At 44.5% G+C, this 18,092-nt stretch carries 13 protein-coding genes; 8 read left to right on the forward strand and 5 right to left on the reverse strand.

The annotated features are described in order from the left end of the window. Positions 1-5 precede the first annotated feature (5 nt). From ABZD21_RS10870 to ABZD21_RS10895, 6 genes are all read left to right on the forward strand, one after another. Entirely contained in the window at positions 6-476 is a 471-nt protein-coding gene (locus ABZD21_RS10870) for a gliding motility lipoprotein GldH (RefSeq protein ID WP_372775011.1), read from the forward strand. 11 nt (positions 477-487) lie between these two features. After that, complete coding sequence (gene trmB / locus ABZD21_RS10875; RefSeq protein WP_372775012.1) at positions 488-1,228, forward strand: tRNA (guanosine(46)-N7)-methyltransferase TrmB; 741 nt, start codon at positions 488-490, stop codon at positions 1,226-1,228. Positions 1,229-1,286: 58 nt separating this feature from the next. Next, the gene (locus tag ABZD21_RS10880; RefSeq protein ID WP_372775013.1) at positions 1,287-1,619 is read left to right on the forward strand and encodes an MGMT family protein; all 333 of its coding nucleotides are present in this window, start codon (positions 1,287-1,289) and stop codon (positions 1,617-1,619) included. A gap of 91 nt (positions 1,620-1,710) precedes the next feature. Further along, positions 1,711-2,826, forward strand: a complete 1,116-nt coding sequence (locus tag ABZD21_RS10885; RefSeq protein ID WP_372775014.1) for an Mrp/NBP35 family ATP-binding protein — start codon at positions 1,711-1,713, stop codon at positions 2,824-2,826. A gap of 350 nt (positions 2,827-3,176) precedes the next feature. Beyond that, positions 3,177-6,845: a tetratricopeptide repeat protein gene (locus ABZD21_RS10890; protein ID WP_372775015.1), complete on the forward strand. Its 3,669-nt coding sequence runs from the start codon at positions 3,177-3,179 to the stop codon at positions 6,843-6,845. Between the two features lie 212 nt (positions 6,846-7,057). Further along, the gene (locus ABZD21_RS10895) at positions 7,058-8,614 is read left to right on the forward strand and encodes a response regulator (RefSeq protein ID WP_372775016.1); all 1,557 of its coding nucleotides are present in this window, start codon (positions 7,058-7,060) and stop codon (positions 8,612-8,614) included. Here ABZD21_RS10895 and ABZD21_RS10900 read toward each other — a convergent pair. Both ABZD21_RS10900 and ABZD21_RS10905 read right to left on the reverse strand, forming a co-directional pair. Beyond that, positions 8,611-9,381, reverse strand: a complete 771-nt coding sequence (locus tag ABZD21_RS10900; RefSeq protein WP_372775017.1) for an ABC transporter ATP-binding protein — start codon at positions 9,379-9,381, stop codon at positions 8,611-8,613. The genes ABZD21_RS10895 and ABZD21_RS10900 overlap by 4 nt on opposite strands. Continuing rightward, entirely contained in the window at positions 9,381-10,118 is a 738-nt protein-coding gene (locus ABZD21_RS10905; RefSeq protein WP_372775018.1) for an MlaE family ABC transporter permease, read from the reverse strand. The genes ABZD21_RS10900 and ABZD21_RS10905 overlap by 1 nt, the downstream gene beginning before the upstream one ends. Positions 10,119-10,383: 265 nt before the next feature. Between ABZD21_RS10905 and ABZD21_RS10910 the strand changes: the two genes are divergently transcribed. Then, on the forward strand, positions 10,384-11,469 hold the full coding sequence (locus tag ABZD21_RS10910) for a mannose-1-phosphate guanylyltransferase (RefSeq protein WP_372775019.1): 1,086 nt from the start codon (positions 10,384-10,386) through the stop codon (positions 11,467-11,469). 136 nt (positions 11,470-11,605) lie between these two features. On the opposite strand, the gene ABZD21_RS10915 is transcribed toward ABZD21_RS10910, so the two are convergent. Next, on the reverse strand, positions 11,606-12,946 hold the full coding sequence (locus ABZD21_RS10915) for a serine hydrolase domain-containing protein (RefSeq protein ID WP_372775020.1): 1,341 nt from the start codon (positions 12,944-12,946) through the stop codon (positions 11,606-11,608). 158 nt (positions 12,947-13,104) lie between these two features. After that, positions 13,105-15,300: a S46 family peptidase gene (locus tag ABZD21_RS10920; protein WP_372775021.1), complete on the reverse strand. Its 2,196-nt coding sequence runs from the start codon at positions 15,298-15,300 to the stop codon at positions 13,105-13,107. Positions 15,301-15,595: 295 nt separating this feature from the next. On the opposite strand from ABZD21_RS10920, the gene gltX reads away from it, so the two are divergent. Next, the gene (gene gltX / locus ABZD21_RS10925) at positions 15,596-17,119 is read left to right on the forward strand and encodes a glutamate--tRNA ligase (RefSeq protein WP_372775022.1); all 1,524 of its coding nucleotides are present in this window, start codon (positions 15,596-15,598) and stop codon (positions 17,117-17,119) included. 104 nt (positions 17,120-17,223) lie between these two features. On the opposite strand, the gene ABZD21_RS10930 is transcribed toward gltX, so the two are convergent. Then, entirely contained in the window at positions 17,224-17,928 is a 705-nt protein-coding gene (locus ABZD21_RS10930; protein WP_372775023.1) for a hypothetical protein, read from the reverse strand. Positions 17,929-18,092 lie beyond the last annotated feature (164 nt).

The raw sequence follows: 18,092 nt of genomic DNA on the forward strand, positions 1-18,092 counted from the left end.
TATTTATGAAACTAAAATCCTTGTTAGCACTATCAGCCCTACTGATTGGGATCATTTCATGCAATCAGAAAAGTGAATTCGAGGCCTATCATACCCTCGACACCTCGGGCTGGCATAAAGACTCTCTGGTCGTTTTCCCGGTGCCACTTAGCGACACGTTAACCAGCCACAATGTATACCTGAACATCCGCAATGCCGGAAATTACGAGTTCAGCAACATTTGGCTTTTTATGCAAATAAAAGCGCCGGATGGAAACATTCTGACCGACACACTCGAGCTGCAACTAGCCGACCCAACGGGAAAATGGACCGGAAGCGGCATAGGTGATTTATTTGACAATCAGTTTATATACAAGAAAAATGTATTCTTCCCGGCTTCCGGAACCTACGAATTTTCTGTCCAACAAGGCATGCGCGCCACGATGTTGAAAGGAATACAAGACGTTGGCCTTCGGATTGAAAAGCGGGACGAATAAATAAGAAAATCGTGGGAAAGAATAAACTCAAGAAATTTGCTGAAATGGAGACCTTTACCAATGTGGTTCAGTCTCCGATGAAGCATCCCGACCAGCCCGACCATGAAATGAAGGGGTACTGGAATTCTAATTTTTTCAAAAAAGCGCAACCTTTGGTTCTGGAACTGGGCTGCGGAAAAGGCGAATATGCCGTATCGATGGCCCGATTTCGGCCACAGTACAATTTTGTCGGAATCGACGTTAAAGGCTCCCGGATGTGGAAAGGCGCCAAACTGGCTACCGAAAACCAAATCAACAATGTAGGCTTTTTGCGCACCAGCATCGAAATTGTCGACAAGTTTTTCGGCGAAAACGAAGTTGAAGAAATCTGGATTACCTTTCCGGATCCGCAAATGAAAAGTCCCCGCCGCCGATTGACTGCGACCAATTTTATGGAAAAATACCGGACAATTCTGGCACCGGGAGGCACAATTCACCTGAAAACCGACAGCAATTTCCAGTACCAATACACATTGGAAATGGTAAAAGAAAACAAGCTGGAAATTGTCGCAAATACCGACAATCTCTACCAATCGGAGATCCTGAATGAGTTGCTTTCCATTCAAACCTTTTACGAAAAACAATGGCGCGAACGGGGAATCGACATCAAATACCTGGCTTTCAGGCTCAACCACTCAGAGCCATTCCGCGAACCCGAGGTTGAGATTGAAAAAGACCCGTACCGAAGTTTTGGCCGGTCGGCCCGCGAATAGTGACGCATTGAGGACTTCGCTTAAAATGAACCCCTCAATGGCATAAATTCTGATTTTTATGAGCGACTTTTTCGATATGGTTTACCAGGTGGCACGACTCATCCCGTCTGGACGCGTCACCAGCTACGGAGCCATAGCCCGCTATCTGGGAACGGGCCAGTCAGCACGAATGGTCGGTTGGGCCATGAACAAATCACACAGTCAGTCAGTTTATGTTCCTGCTCACCGGGTAGTGAACTCAAAAGGCTTACTCACAGGCAAGCATCATTTTGGCGGGCCATCGGTGATGGAAGAGCTACTGAAAAGTGAAGGAATTCAGATTGAAGAAAACCAGATCATCAACTTTGAACAGGTTTACTGGGATCCCGTGAAGGAACTGAAGATTGAATAAACAGACTATATTATATTGAGGGTTTCACTTAAAGTAAAACCCTCAATAATCGAAAAAACATAAAACTTGGAACTAAAAAATTTACACTAAAATGAGTGAAGCACCACGCAAAATAATTGTCCCGAAAAATGTGACCGATACCTTACGGAAAGTGGTCTATCCGGGTTCGAAAGAAGATATCGTCAGTATGGACATGGTTCAGGAAATTCGTCTGGCCGGAAAAAAGATCTCGTTTTCGCTGGTCTTTCAACGATCTGACGACCCGAATATGGCCACGGTAATCAACGCCTGCGAAAATATCCTGATCGAAGAGCTGGGCAGCGATATCGAAATTAAAGGCAACATCACAGCCAAAGCAATCCACCAGATGGAGCGCCCTGTGTTGCCAAAAGTGAAAAATATTATTGCCGTTTCGTCAGGTAAAGGCGGTGTTGGAAAATCTACAATTTCGGTAAACCTGGCTGTTGCGCTAGCCAAAACCGGTGCAAAAGTTGGACTGATCGACGCGGATATCTATGGCCCCTCTATCCCAAAAATGTTTGGGGTTGAAGGCGAACGTCCTGCCGGATTGGTCGTCGACGGCAAAGAGATGATTCATCCGGTAGAGCAATTCGGTGTAAAAATGTTGTCGATCGGCTTTTTCGTATCGCAGGACGACGCACTGGTGTGGCGAGGACCAATGGCCTCGAACGCCTTAAAACAACTAATTAAAGACGGACACTGGGGCGAGCTCGATTATATGCTCATCGACCTTCCTCCGGGCACCAGCGACATTCACCTTACACTGGTACAAACCGTTCCGGTAACCGGAGCAATTATTGTTACCACTCCGCAAGATGTCGCTTTAGCCGATGTAGTGAAAGGAGTTAGCATGTTCCGCAGTAAAACCGTTGATGTTCCGGTTTTGGGGCTGGTTGAAAATATGGCTTGGTTCACTCCCGAAGAATTGCCGGATAATAAATACTACATCTTCGGCAAAGATGGTGGGAAAGACCTGGCGGAAGCACTTGACATCCCGCTACTTGGCCAAATTCCGATCGTTCAGATCATTCGCGAAGGCGGCGACGAAGGCACACCGGTTGCCAACGACGAAAACTCAATAATGGGCAAGGCTTTCCTCGAACTTGCGGCAAACACCATCCGCGAAGTGGAGCGTCGGAATGCCGACCTGGATCCAACGAAAAAAGTGAAAGTGAGCCGAAAATAGAACGATAAAACTGATTTACGAAACGATCGAGATAAAACTCCCGAGACTGGCGCTCATAGTGCCTTTTCGGGAGTTTCCTTTTTATACTTTCGTTAGCGGAACTTCAGCAAAAATAATGCTGAAAACGACGATGCAACTGCAACGATCCAGCAATGAAAAACAACTCTAATCCCCGTTAAAAAACAGATTCTCGCCTGCCCTTTGTCCCGATTTTCGTATTATTGTGGGAGCAAGCAAAAAGACGATAAAAGTAGGCGAATGCAACAACAAGACCGACCGGCTTTTTGACTGCCGAAAAGCAATAATATCAGCAATATTCAGTTTATCCTACAGTGCTAAAACAATCCGGATTGAAGACGAATTTTCCAAATATATTTCTGCTGCTCTTTTTGTTTCTCATCCTGGGCGGATGTTCTACGGAAAAGAATACAGCGGTAAACCGCGCGTACCACAATATCACCTCCCGGTACAACATCTATTTCAACGGAAAAGAAAGTATTAAGTCCGGCTTAATGCGTATCGACCAATCAGTGGATGACGACTACACTCAAATCCTTCCCGTTTATAAATCGAGCATGCCCGGTACCGACCGAACGGCTGCTGCCGAAATGGACAATGCGATTTCGAAAGCCTCGAAGCTGATCAAAATTCATTCGATAACCGCCAAACCAAAGCGGCGGAAAAACCGGACTGCAGCCTACAAAAATCTGGCCAGCAAAGAGGAATACAACAATTGGGTCGACGACAGTTACATCATGATGGGGGTCGCTTATTTTTACCAGAAGAAGTTTCCGCAGGCGATGGAAAACTTCAACTATGTGATCCGAAAATACAACGACAAGCCAATCCGCTACGATGCCATGGTGTGGCTCATTCGCTGTTTCTCGGAACAACAGCGCGATTCCGAAGCAATAGAGTTGATTAAAGAGATTGATGCAAGCCTGGATTTTCCGGTGCGACTGGATCAGGATTTTTCGCTCGCGGTTGCTGACTTCCACCTGAAAAAAAAGGAGTACGAAGAAGCCATTCCGGCCCTAAAAAGCGCCCTCAGCAAACCTCTAAAAAAACAGGAGAAAGCCCGCTACAAATACATTTTGGCGCAACTATATAAAGAAACAGGGAACAACGAACTGGCCATCACCACCTTTCTCGAAGTTGCCAAACTGAATCCATCGTATATGATGGCTTTCAATGCACGAATTAACGCTGTTGGTGTATTTAGCGAATCGCAAGACCAGGAAAAATTACTAAAAACGCTGAAAAAGATGTTGCGGGATGAAAAGAATGTCGAGTTTCGCGACCAGATCTATTTTGCTCTTGCCAACATCGACAGTCGGACCGGCAACAAAACTTCAGCAATCGAAAACTACCGGAAATCGGCTGCTACCAGTGTTTCGAACGACTACCAGAAAGCACTTTCCTGCCTGACACTTGCTGACATCTATTTTAAGGATCAGCAATACAGAAATGCCCGGTCATATTACGATAGCGCCATGATTGTCATTGACGAAAACTATCCAAACTACGCCTTTATTTCGGCGCGACACTCGAGCCTGATGATGCTGACCGACAACCTGCTGACCATTGAACGAGAAGATAGCCTGCAGGCCCTGGCTCGTTTAAGCGAAGCCGAACGAAACAACAAAATAGCGGGATGGGTAAAAGATGAACGCGATGCTGAAGCCAGACGCAAGCAACAGGAAAGCCAGGATCAGATGGATCGTAATTTTTTCCGGATGAACCAAAGCCGACTCGGTTTGAGTACTCAACAGAGTTCGGGGTGGTATTTCTACAACCCGTCAACCGTTACTCTGGGGAAAGCCGAATTTGAACAATCATGGGGGAACCGGAAGTTGGAAGACAACTGGAGACGAAAAAACAAAGGCATCCAATCGGAATTAGGCAGCGATGAATTGGCGGAAGAAGTTACCGACCCTGAAGCCAGCCCAAAAGCCACGCCTCGTGTAAACGACAGATTGAGCTACGAATACTATATGCAAGATATTCCGCTATCAGAGGAGGCCATGCGAGCTTCCAATATCCGCCTGCGCGATGCTCTGTTTAATGCCGGACGAATCTTCAAACAAGATTACCAAAACTACCCAATGGCGATTGGCAATTACGAGCAATTGCTGAATCGGTACGATAAAAACATCTACCAACTAACCACCTATTTCGAATTGTGGGATTTGTACTTAAAAATCAACAACAAAACTAAATCAGATTACTACCGGAATTTAATTGTGACCGATTACCCGGATAGTAAATACGCCCAATATCTGATCAATCCGAACTATTTCATCGAGCTCGAAGCTCACCAAGACAGCATCAACCGACTTTACCAACAAGCTTTCAACCAATATAAATCGGGCAATTACACCCAAGCCGGACAACTGGCCACCCTCACCAGATCGTTGGCCCCTGACAGCACACTGATGCCGCGAATCGCTTTTATCGAAACGATTGGCCAAGGCGAGAAAAGCGATTTCAACCAGTTTGGGCAATTGCTGGATCGTTACCTGACCGATTATCCGAAATCTCCGGTAAAACCATTGGCTGAGCAAATTCGCAAACTTATTCAGGATAGCACCTTGGTCGACTACCAAAAACTGGTTGCTTCGGGATATTTGAATGAGGAGATTGTGAATAACGAGCTACTGGTCGACGATCGGTCGGCCGACGATGAATTCAATGGGAAATTCTCTTACGACGAGGAGCTGTTGCATTACTTTGTAATCGCTTACGACCGCTCGGCGCAAGTGGACATTAACCGCTTGAAATTTGATATTGCCAATTACAATATCGACCATTACATGAAGACCGATTTTGATATTGAAACCGAAAATCTGAATGCAACTACAGGCTTACTCACAGTTCGTTCACTACAAAATAAGGAACAGGCGCTCATCTACTTCCGATCCATCATTCGGAAACGCGAAGTTTACCAAACGCTGAGCAATGCAACCTACCTTAATTTCGTGGCTTCAACTTACAACTATCGTGAATTGAAAGCCGATCACAACTACGAAGAGTACCTGAAATTCTTCCTCAAAAATTACAGCCGATTCATTGGGGGTGATTTCCCGGAGGACGAACTCCCCGAGCCTGAAGAACTAATGGCAAAAGCCCTGGAAGAAGAACAGCAATTGGAAGAACGGGGCAGTTTTGTGATGGTAAAGCCTGACACCAGAGAGGAATTATACACCCGTACTCCTGCAGCGCCCCACAATTTCGCGATAGCGGTAAAAGATACCGACTTCGAGCTAAAAACCATGATCAAACAGTTCAACGACTTTAATAAAGATGAATTTTCAGACCAGAAAATGGACGTGGAATCCAAGTCGATTGGTGAATACCAACTGCTTATTGTCAGCCCGTTAAACTCGGCAACGCAGGGGATGAACTACTTTAGAAAAGTAATTACGAACCGAATCCTGTTCAACGACCTTGGTGACAGGAGCTACCGCAATTTTATTATCAGCAACGAGAACCTGATTAAGTTGGCCGGTGGCAACACGGTTGATTCCTATATGGACTTTTTCAGAGATTATTATATTGGAGGACAGGCATTCAGCTCACAGGCACAGCCAGCAGCCAGCCCGGCACCTACAACCGAAATTGTTACTAAAGCACCGGTTTACGAGGGGGTTTTTAAAACTGATCTTGAGGGAGAGCATGATTTTATTCTGCTGGTTCCAACCCAGAACATGGAGGAGGAAAAACTGTTAGATGCCATCGAAAAGTACAATGAAAACGCCGACCCCTCGGGGAAATTAAAAATCGAATCGAGACCTTTCGGCAACAACCAATTATTAGTGCGCGTTTCAGCTTTCGCAGGCAAAAATTCAGCTTTCGATTACCTGAAAGGCATTGTCCGCGACCAACAAGTTTACGGGCCGCTTGGCGAACTGGAATACCGCAATTTTATCATATCGAAAACAAATTTCGACCTGCTTATCCAGAATACAGATTTGCCGGAATATCTCAACTTCTACAAAGCTGTTTACCTGTCGAACTAGGGGTTAATCTTTGTTAATAAGACCCTGCAGGTCGTTTTATTTTGCTATTATTATGGAGGTTACGAATCACTACCAGTGCCGCGTGTTCGAACCAGTGTTTAGAATTGCTGCTTATTCGAAATATGGTGAAGGGATGCATCATTTAGTTAGGAATTTAGGGGCGAAACAAATTGCCTGAAGCAAAAGCAAACCCCGGTTAAAGTAAAAACTGTATGAAAACAATCCGTATTTTGTGGACCGATGATGAAATTGACTTACTGCGCCCGCACATCATATTTCTGGAACAGAAAGGCTACAACGTAGCCACATCGACGAATGGCTCCGATGCCATTGATCTGGTTCGTGACAACCACTTCGATATCATTTTTCTGGATGAAAATATGCCCGGCCTTACTGGTTTGCAAACCCTGAACGAGATAAAAGCCATTGAGCCAAATGTTCCTGTGGTTATGATCACAAAAAGTGAGGAAGAAGACATCATGGATCAGGCAATTGGCTCAAAGATTGCCGACTACCTGATTAAGCCTGTCAATCCGAAACAAATTCTGCTTTCGATTAAAAAGAATGTCGACCAACATGAATTAGTGACCCGCAAAACCAATTCGGACTACCAAAGTGAGTTTGGTAAAATAGGCATGAAACTCAATGAACGTCTCGACCATCAGGAGTGGAAAGAGGTGTATCGAAAACTTGTTTTCTGGGAGCTCGAACTCAGTGCTTCGCAAGATTCGGCAATGGATGAAGTATTGAAGATGCAGAAATCGGAAGCCAACAACAATTTTGCCCGGTTTATTAAAAACAACTATCTCAGCTGGTTTGAAAAGGACTGCCGAAACCGGCCGTTATTGTCACCCGATTTGTTCCGACATAAAGTTTTCCCCCTGCTCGACAAAAACGAGAAGGTTTTTGTGCTCGTGATCGACAATCTGCGCTACGATCAGTTTCGTGTGCTCAGCAAAGTAGTAAGCCAGTATTTTTTAATTGAAGAAGAAGAGCTTTATTACAGCATTCTGCCAACCGCGACCATGTACGCGCGGAATTCGATTTTTGCCGGCCTCATGCCTTCTGAAATCGCCCGAATTTATCCTCAATATTGGGAAGACGACGATAACGAAGGCCATAAAAACGTTCATGAAAAAGAGTTACTTCAAACCCAAATGCAGCGCTTAGGGCGAAAGGAAAAACTGTATTTTGAAAAAGTAAGCAGCTTGAAATCGGTACGTAAATCGCAGGAAACGCTGACCAACATCTTACAAAACGACTTATCAGTGATGGTTTTCAATTTTGTAGACATGATTTCGCATGCCCGCACTGAAATGGAAGTGATGAAAGAATTAGCGGCTGATGAAAAAGCCTACCGTTCGTTGACCCTGAGTTGGTTTAACCATTCGTTTTTACTCGATCTGCTGAAAAGTCTTTCGGAGAACCACATCAAAGTTGTGGTGACAACCGACCACGGAACCGTAAGGGTGAACAATGCGGTAAAAGTAGTGGGTGATCGCGAAACCGTGACCAACCTTCGCTATAAGCTGGGCCGTAACTTAAATTATAACCCCAAAGAAGTGTTCGAAATTTCTCATCCGGAGAAAGCCTATTTACCGGGACGCAATGTTAGTTCGAAGTTCATCTTCGCCACGAATGATGATTTTCTGGCCTACCCAAACAATTTCAACTACTATGTGCAGTATTACCGCGATACATTTCAACATGGCGGAATTTCGTTGGAAGAGATGATAATTCCAATCATTACCTTGTCTCCCAAAGGCTAAGATTGATTCCCAATTCGGGCATCCCGGATTTCCTTGTATTGCCGGTTTGCAAAAACAAATTCCTGCAGCGTCTGATTTTCAGCGTGCAGGATTTCTGTTCGGTTGCCCTCCCAGCACTTTTCACCCTTGCTGATAAACAAAATCTTATCGCCGATTTCCATCACCGAATTCATGTCATGCGTGTTGATGATCGTTGTAATATCCAGATCCACTGTAATATCGTGAATCAGACTATCAATAACAATGGAAGTCTCGGGATCGAGGCCCGAATTGGGTTCATCGCAAAACAAGTATTTCGGATTCAGAGAAATAGCCCGGGCAATAGCCACCCGTTTTTGCATTCCTCCGGAAATCTCGGCCGGCGAGAGCTTAAATGCCTCCCGGCTTATATTCACCCGTTCCAGACAATAGGCAACTTGTTTTTCTTTCTCAGCCAATGTTTGGCTTGTGAACATGTCGAGCGGAAAACGAACATTCTCCTCAACCGTCAGCGAATCGAACAAAGCTCCTCCCTGAAATACCATGCCCATTTCCTGTCGCAATTTTTTGCGCAGGCTTGGCTTCATTTGAGTGAAATCGCGGCCATCGTAATAAATTCCACCCTGATCGACTTCGTGCAAACCCACGATCGACTTCAACAAGACAGTCTTTCCGGAGCCACTTCGCCCGATGATCAGATTAGTTTGTCCTTTTGAGAACTCAGCAGATATATTTTTAAGGACCTCCTTTTCATCAAAAGCTTTGTATATATTTTCAACTCGAATCATCAGAGTAATAGTTGGGTTAGAATTAAATCGCAAACCAAAATCAGAATATTAGTCGTAACAACCGCTTTTGTACTTGCAGCTCCGACTTCAAAAGCGCCTCCTTCGACATAATACCCAAAATAAGCTGGCACCGAAGCGACCAAAAAGCCAAATACCAGCGACTTAACCAGCGAAAAATTTACATAGTACGGATTGAACATGTATTGAACACCATTGAGGTACTCGGCCGCGGTAATGGCACCAACTCCGGGCCCCACAATTAAACCGCCAATCAGCCCAAAGAAAACACTTAGGATGTATAAAAAAGGAAAAATGAAAACAACGGCTACAATCTTAGGCAGAATCATATAGCTCGCCGGATTCACCCCCATAATCTCCAGCGAATCAATTTGCTCAGTAACCCTCATACTGCCAATTTCGGAGGTGATATTCGACCCAATTTTTCCGGCCATTATGAGCCCCATGATAGTCGATGAAAACTCCAGGATGAGTGTATCACGGTTTCCCAATCCGATCAGATACGAAGGAAGAAAAGGATTATTCATGTTATAGGCAACCTGCAAGGTTATAATACCCCCCATGAAAATGGAGATCACCACAACAATACCTACTGAATTAAGCCCCAAAGCGTCAATCTCGGTAAACAATCGCTTCAGGTATACCCGATGTTTTTCGGGTTTCGAAAAAACCTTCGCTAAAAGAGAAAAGTATCTTCCGGTATGATAAAAGAAATGCATGGTTTTTTGCTTCTATTTATTTTTATTACCAACAGTTTAGGGCATCCGACAGACATCCGCCTCGAGTATCAGAATACAGATAAAAGCCATCTCCCGTCCTTTTTTGTACTCATGCTAAAGGTACAAATTATCCGAAAAGATCAACCGTTTAGCTTAAAAACGACAATCTCAAAAAAACTGACATGCTTTGAAATACCTCTGAGCAAGGAAAGAATCCTTTTTTAAATATGGTATATTTGAAACAAAATGTTCAAATAAAGTGCGAATGAAAAATACCTACTGTGTGATTATGGCAGGAGGGATAGGTAGTCGTTTTTGGCCTCTGAGTAAAAGTTCCATGCCAAAACAATTTCTGGATATCCTCGGCACTGGCCGCACATTCATCCAAATGACTTTCGACCGATTTAGGCACATCTGTCCGGTTGAAAACTTTATCATAGTTACAAATTTAGACTACAAACAACTGGTTCTGGAACAACTGCCGGAGATTACCGAAAGCCAGATCCTACTGGAACCAATCCGAAGAAATACCGCTCCCTGTGTAGCCTACGCCAGCAACCGGATAAAAGCAATGAATCCGGACGCGATGATGATTGTAACCCCTTCAGATCATCTGATTGTGAATGAAATAGAATTTCAGAAACAACTACAATCGGGGCTCCGGTTTGCAAGCGAGCAAGACGCCCTGCTCACACTGGGAATTCCTCCCAGCCGCCCTGAAACCGGATTTGGGTACATCCAGATTGAAGATCCGATTGATAACGGACTCGGACACCTATACAAAGTAAAAACCTTCACTGAAAAGCCAAATCTGGAAATGGCCCGTATTTTCCTCGAAAGCGGCGAATTTTATTGGAACTCAGGCATCTTTATCTGGTCGTTGAAAAGCATTTGCGCCGCGTTCGAAAAGCACCTGCCCGAAGTGCACGAACTTTTCAAACGGGGGGAAAACAGATACGGCACTGAAGACGAAATTTTCTTCATTAACAAGACTTATTCCGAATGCCAAAATATCTCGATCGACTACGGGATTATGGAAAAAGCAGATAATGTATATGTGTTGTGTGCTGATTTTGGCTGGAGCGACGTTGGAACCTGGGGAGCCTTGTATGCCCAACAGGAGAAAAATGAACATTCGAATGTTGTCGTTGGTGACAGCACATTTCTTTACGACACAAAAAATAGTATCGTGAATATTCCGCACGACAAGATCGCCATCCTCGAAGGACTGGATGGGTATATTGTTGTTGAAACGGAAGGAATTTTGCTGGTTTGCCGAAAGGATCATGAGCAACATATTCGGCAGTTTGTGAATGACGTGCACTTGCAAAAGGGCAATAAGTACGTCTAGCAGAAGCTGTCGCTCCGGGTTCGACACGGGCAAAATAATTTGGAATTAAAACAGCAGGAAAAGGTGTCTCAGATGAATTTGAGACACCTTTTTCATATCCATTGAAGCTATGATCGCCAAACGAAAATCGATAGGATTACTCCAGACTGTTCAAAATTTCTTTCAACATCAAGTTGTTATCGAACTCCCCTTTCTTGGAATAACCGGTTCGAATGACTACCAAATCCCTCGAAGGTATCATAAAAATAGACTGCCCGTCGTGTCCCTTACAACTATAGGTATCGGCAGGCGCATCCGGTTGACTGCCCGATTGGTTGAGCCAAAAAAAAGCGCCGTATTTCCCATCGGATCCTTTCGCGGGCTGCGTCGTGTAATCAACCCAGTCGTCCGGCAAGATTTGCTCCCCCAACCAGCTTCCGCCGTTCATATACAACAGTGCAAAGCGCGCATAATCGCGCATGGTGGCATACAAATATGATGAGCCCACAAAAGTTCCGGACGCGTCGAGCTCGAAAACGGCGCTGCGCATGCCAATTTTATTAAAGAGTTCCTTTCGGGGAAAGCTCCAGTAATCCGGATCGGAAGGAAATGTTTGGCGCAAAGCCAGACAGGCTATATTGGTCGTTCCCGATGAATAGTACCACACTTCTTCGTGCTGCGCGGCAACATCCTTCTCTTCGGCAAAAGCTCCCATGTCGCCCTCTTTATGCAGCATAATGGTTACATCCGACAAATTTCCGTAGTCTTCATTCCATTCCAGACCCGAGTTCATCTGCATCAGATTGTTCATCGTAATTTCTCGTGGAGTACCGACATTCCAACCGGCAAACGAAAGCGGCTCGTGAATATTCAGCAGCCCCTGCTTAACCCGAATACCAATCAACGTATTGGTAAAACTCTTCGCCATCGACCAACTCAGAAATCGTGTGTCGCGGTTAAAATCGTCACGATAAACTTCGGCAACCGGTTGCCCCTTATAAACAACCATAACGGCAAATGTTCCCTTAAACGGAACGGTATCCGACATCACCAACTCCACGGCCTGATTAAGTTTTTCGATATTAATTCCTTCAGGAACACGATCGGCGATTAAATCGCCTGCCGGCCAAGCAATTGTATCAGGTCTTTCGGGCAAAACATGTTGCTGAGGGTACAATCTGGCTCTAATCTCATCGTCGTCGTAATCCTCCACCAACGTACAGCCAAAGCCTTCAATATAAATTGCTTTTGATTTTCCCCACAAAAAACGGGACACTACTTCCTTCTTTTCAAAGTCGACTTTGTTAACGGTAAACTTTATGACTGAAAAATTCAGATCCTCATTCTCTAATGCTTCCTGAGTGCGCCCGGCAACAAATACGCCGGATGCCAGATTTTTTGCGGCATATCCGGTGATTACCGGCATCAAAGCATTCAGATAAAAGCCTGCTGACAATAAAATAATGAGCAGAGAGAAAAAAGCTATTCTTTTCTTCATGAAATTCCTGTTTTTAGATCGGGGATCAATAAAAAGACCTAACCGGTGGTTCGCAACGATAAATATAGAGCTATCCGAACAAAATCTGCTTCAGTAACCCTTTAAAAAAAAGGCTGCTTTCTTTTGGAAAACAGCCTTCATCTTGTCAATCACCGAGCTTAGTTCGCTGATGACACCATATCTTTTTCTAATTTACAATTTGACTTAACAAGTGTCATTTCGTCGATTAGGTTTTTTGCACCTGCAAATTTGTCGATCGTCCATAAAACAAAGCGGATATCAACTGAAATACATTTTTGAAGTTCCGGTTCGAAGGCAATATCGCCACTCATAGCTTCCCAGTTACCATCAAATGCAATTCCAATTAGCTGACCTTTACCATTAATGACCGGACTTCCTGAATTCCCGCCGGTAATATCGTTATTGCTGGTGAAACAAGTCCGAAGTTCTCCGTTAGCATCAGCATAGTCACCAAAATCTTTGGCTTCGTATAGCTCTTTTAATCGCGAGGGGACATCAAATTCATCATCGCCCGGAATTTCTTTCTCAATATATCCTTTGATGGTTGTATAATAATCGTAACGCACTCCATCGCGCGGTATGTAGTCCCCAATTGTTCCGTAGGTCAACCGCATGGTACTGTTGGCATCCGGATAAAATTTACGGTCTTGATCCATTTCCAGTAATCCGGCCACAAATAAACGACGCCCCTCCGACAAGTCGTCCGATGTTTTGTTAACCATTTCGCCTAAAGCAGTTGCCTGAAACAAAATACTTTCCGCAATTTGGAAAACCGGATCTTTCTCAATCGCTTTTAGATTTGGTTTCTCAAGAAAAGCGTTCAACTTAGCGGAATCTGCCAAAAACGTTTTCGAATACAGTGCCGCTGTGTAAGCCTGGATATCTCCTTTATACTTCTTGTTAATTTCATAGAAGAACGTGGGATAATAAGCCGGATCAACATGCTTTTTATAAACTTCGATCAATGCGGCTGCGACCTTCTCGTCGGTAGCTGCATCAAAGTCTTTGTAAAAGTCTTCAAAGTTTGCCCGTATCCGTTCCACGCTCAACCGAACCCGATCTTCGCCGGCATCAGACTTTAAGGCCTCTTGCAGTGATTTTAACACGAGTCCTTTCGCGAACAACTCAGGGCCGCGAAACAAGGTTTCCATCAGGTATTCCGATGCCACATCGTCGCGTTGCTCGCTATAGGCATTCTCAATCAGCCCGAGTGCTTTGCCATATTTTTGTTTCCGCTCCGGGGTATCATTCAGCCACTCGGTAAACTCAGCTTCCAACGCTCTTTTCTTCGCAATTACGTTTAAAGCTTCCAGTCCTTTATTCTGACCAATACTGTATTTGTAGTAGTTCGAGCTGCGGGCATACTTCGAAGCATATTGGATATTTGCCTTTTGGCTTGAATTCATATAGTCTTTTAGAATTGCCAACTTAACCGAACGCGCTTCAATACGCACCGGGTTGGTCACATTCATCGTGTACTCAACACCAAACGATGACTTATAACGGTTTGTACGTCCCGGATAGCCCATAACCATGGCAAAGTCGCCGTCTTCATAGCCATCGAGCGAAATTGGCAAAAAATGTTTGGGTTCGTAAGGAACATTGTCTTCCGAATAGTCGGCTGGCTTTCCGTCAGGGCTACAATACACCCGAAACATGCAGAAATCACCGGTATGACGAGGCCACATCCAGTTATCTGTGTCGCCGCCAAACTTACCAATTGAGGCGGGCGGAGTGCCAACCAAACGAACGTCGCGGAATGTTTCGTAAACAAACAGGAAATACCGGTTACCTTCGAAAAGAGACTGAACCCGTGCTTCATAATGGGTGTCAGCGGTTGCTTCTTTCTGAATTTCCATGCTCGCTTTCTGAATGGCTTCGCCACGCTCCTCGAAGGTTGACTCATCAGTAATACCTTCCAAAACGCGTTCTGTCACATCTTCAACCCGAACTAAAAACGATGCCGTTTTACCAGGGTTTGGCAATTCTTCTTCGAATGATTTCGCCCAAAATCCATCTCGCAAGTAATCGTGTTCAACGGAACTATGCGCTTGAATTTCACCAAATCCGCAGTGGTGGTTAGTCAACATCAACCCTTTTGCCGATACCAACTCGGCCGAACACGACCCATGATCCAATGCAACGATCGCATCTTTTAAACTGGAATGATTGATGTTGTAAATATCATCGGCACTTAACTCACATCCCATTTTACTCATCTCGCCAATATTCAACTTTTGAATCAGCGCGGGAAGCCACATACCTTCATCGGCACGAACAGTTCCCTGGATTAAAAGCATCAGGGCGAAAACAAAAAGCAATATTCTCTTCATTCTATCTCTAATTTATACGTTTCAAATAAATCGCAAATTTAAACTTAATTGGCACTTCCGGCCAACAAATGCGCAACTGGTGCCGCACACCCCTTTTGATGTTAGTCGCAAATAATTCGATTTATTACAGTTGTCGCTATCAACCCGCTATGTTTTTTTGAGTTTCCACCTGAAAAGACAGGCATAAAAAGCTGTATATCAGCTAGCCGGGGAGCTTGACGTTTGTTTTCGTCATTCTGTTTTTGACCGTTTTAAAAAAAGCTATCTTTGCGACTTAAATCGAATTGAAAAAGACATGGAAGCTAAAGTGAGGGTACGTTTTGCCCCGAGTCCAACCGGACCGTTACACATGGGTGGTGTTCGCACAGCCTTATTTAATTACTTGTTCGCGAAAAAGTTGGGAGGCGATTTTTTATTGCGCATCGAAGACACGGATCAAACCCGCTACGTACCGGGAGCCGAAGATTACATCATTGAAGCGTTGAAATGGTGTGGCCTGGTTCCGGACGAAGGAGTTGGTTTTGGCGGCGAATATGGCCCCTACCGTCAAAGCGAACGCAAAGCAATTTACCGCCAATACGCTGACCAATTGGTGGAAAGCGGCCATGCATACTACGCATTCGACACTCCCGAAGAACTCGATAATATCCGCAAAGAAGCCGAAGCCCAAAAAGAGGTCTTCTCGTACGACTTGCATACCCGCAACCGGTTGAAAAACTCACTGACACTTTCAGCTGAAGAGGTGCAACAAAAAATAGCCGCCGGAGAAAATTGGGTGATTCGCTTTAAAATGCCCGAAAATACCGATGTTCCGGAAAAAGATTTGATTCGTGGCGAAGTGAAATTCAACACCAACCAGCTGGACGACAAAGTGCTGTTCAAAGCTGATGGGATGCCGACCTATCACCTGGCCAACGTGGTCGACGATCATTTGATGAAAATTACGCATGTGATCAGAGGCGAAGAATGGCTGCCCTCCATGCCCTTACACGTGCTACTTTACGAAGCACTTGGCTGGGCCGACAACCGGCCGCAATTTGCTCACCTGCCTCTGATTCTGAAACCAACCGGAAAAGGTAAGCTTAGCAAGCGCGATGGCGACAAAATGGGTTTCCCCGTTTTCCCGCTATTGTGGAAAGACCCCGCCAGTGGCGAACTTTCGCGCGGTTACCGCGAAGATGGCTATTTCCCGGAGGCCTTTATTAACCTGATTGCATTGTTGGGCTGGAACGCCGGAACTGAGCAGGAATTTTTCTCCATGACTGAACTAATCGAAAGTTTCAGCCTCGATCGTGTTGTTAAATCAGGTGCCCGATTTGACCCGGAAAAAGCGAAGTGGTTCAACCGCCACTATTTGCAGGAAAAATCGGACGAAGAACTGGCACAATTGTTTAAACCAATGCTGAACGACAAAAACGTTCAGGTTGAAGAAGCCAAGCTTATCCGCATAATTGGAATGATTAAAGAACGTTGCGAGTTTGTTAGCGACTTGTGGGAACAGGGAAATTATTTTTTCCAGGCACCGGAAAGCTACGACGAGAAAACGGTAAGCAAAAAATGGAAAGCTGAAACACCGGCCATGCTGAGCGAAATTGTTGAGCTTCTGAAAGGGCAAAACAATTGGAACGCTGTTGATGTAAAGGAAGAATTCTCAAACTTCATGAATGCCAAAGGCTGGGGTTTTGGTGTTATTCTGGTGCCAATTCGTTTGGCGCTGGTAGGTAGCAGTCAGGGAATCGACTTGTTCGATATTTTTGAGCTGATTGGTAAAGAGGCCACAATTTCCCGGATCGAAAAAGCGATTGCAAGCATAAAATAAACTGTACTGTGTAAGCAGACAGCTCTAAAAAAAATTAAAAGATGCCAGCTCCCTGAAAAATGGGACTGACATCTTTTTTTTCTGCTATGTCAAAAAATGAGAGGTTATTTTAGTTTCTCGAGGAATAATTTCCGCAATGCCTGAAGATATTCCAAATTCATTTTGTTGGAATAAATCCTCACAAATTCGTGTATTCGACCATTGTGAACAAACGCTCCCTGAGCGGCATCGAATTTACTGTCTTCCCAGTTGTACTTAACCCGGTTTGCGAGCGCATTAAAATCATCCCATCCCAACTCTTCCGGAAGCTCAATATAGGCATGATATTCTTCTTTGTTATCCAGATAGATACCGCCATTTAACGGGGTAAGGTTAAAGAACTTCACCACTTTAATTTGCGCCACGGCTTCCAGCCCCCGCTTATGTTTCATCATAAAATAAATCCCTTGATCGTTATAGGCTTTTTGCAAATCACCAATCAGATCATATCGGTTTAAATGACGAACCCGCAATACATTGTACACCACATCCACAATTCGAATGAATCCTTTTCCAGCATCAAATTTTTCATTGAAAACCTTTTCAACTTTTTGGGTTGCTCGAATAATATCCATTAACGGGTACTGTTCCTGCAGCGCCAAATACATATAAATCGGATTCACATCAAAAGGAGTTTCATGGTAATAACCGGGGAAAGGCTCGATTGCTTCGAACACCAGCGTGCCGGTCTGAACTTTATCGTCGATCGACATGACAGTTTCCTGTTTCTTAATCGTTCCGAAAACTTCAATTGCATTTCTTGATTCCATATCTCGAATTTTAGGGGATTGCTTATCTTCGTCATCTTAAATTCGATGATGACAGCTGACAATTATTTTCATCTTGAACCAATCGGTGCGATTCACATCCACAAAAACACTCGCTCTCGTCGCATACGCCTTCGGGTAAAGCCCGACGGAAAGGTTCAGGTATC

The sequence above is a fragment of the Mangrovibacterium sp. genome, assembly GCF_041596335.1.
In the GTDB taxonomy this organism is placed as follows: domain Bacteria; phylum Bacteroidota; class Bacteroidia; order Bacteroidales; family Prolixibacteraceae; genus Mangrovibacterium.

Coding starts and splice junctions, on each gene's coding strand:
- ABZD21_RS10870 (WP_372775011.1), top strand. CDS start 6: ATGAAACTAAAATCCTTGTTAGCACTATCAGCCCTACTGATTGGGATC.
- ABZD21_RS10880 (WP_372775013.1), top strand. CDS start 1,287: ATGAGCGACTTTTTCGATATGGTTTACCAGGTGGCACGACTCATCCCG.
- ABZD21_RS10885 (WP_372775014.1), top strand. CDS start 1,711: ATGAGTGAAGCACCACGCAAAATAATTGTCCCGAAAAATGTGACCGAT.
- ABZD21_RS10895 (WP_372775016.1), top strand. CDS start 7,058: ATGAAAACAATCCGTATTTTGTGGACCGATGATGAAATTGACTTACTG.
- ABZD21_RS10900 (WP_372775017.1), bottom strand. CDS start 9,381: ATGATTCGAGTTGAAAATATATACAAAGCTTTTGATGAAAAGGAGGTC.
- ABZD21_RS10905 (WP_372775018.1), bottom strand. CDS start 10,118: ATGCATTTCTTTTATCATACCGGAAGATACTTTTCTCTTTTAGCGAAG.
- ABZD21_RS10910 (WP_372775019.1), top strand. CDS start 10,384: ATGAAAAATACCTACTGTGTGATTATGGCAGGAGGGATAGGTAGTCGT.
- ABZD21_RS10915 (WP_372775020.1), bottom strand. CDS start 12,946: ATGAAGAAAAGAATAGCTTTTTTCTCTCTGCTCATTATTTTATTGTCA.
- ABZD21_RS10920 (WP_372775021.1), bottom strand. CDS start 15,300: ATGAAGAGAATATTGCTTTTTGTTTTCGCCCTGATGCTTTTAATCCAG.
- gltX (WP_372775022.1), top strand. CDS start 15,596: ATGGAAGCTAAAGTGAGGGTACGTTTTGCCCCGAGTCCAACCGGACCG.
- ABZD21_RS10930 (WP_372775023.1), bottom strand. CDS start 17,928: ATGGAATCAAGAAATGCAATTGAAGTTTTCGGAACGATTAAGAAACAG.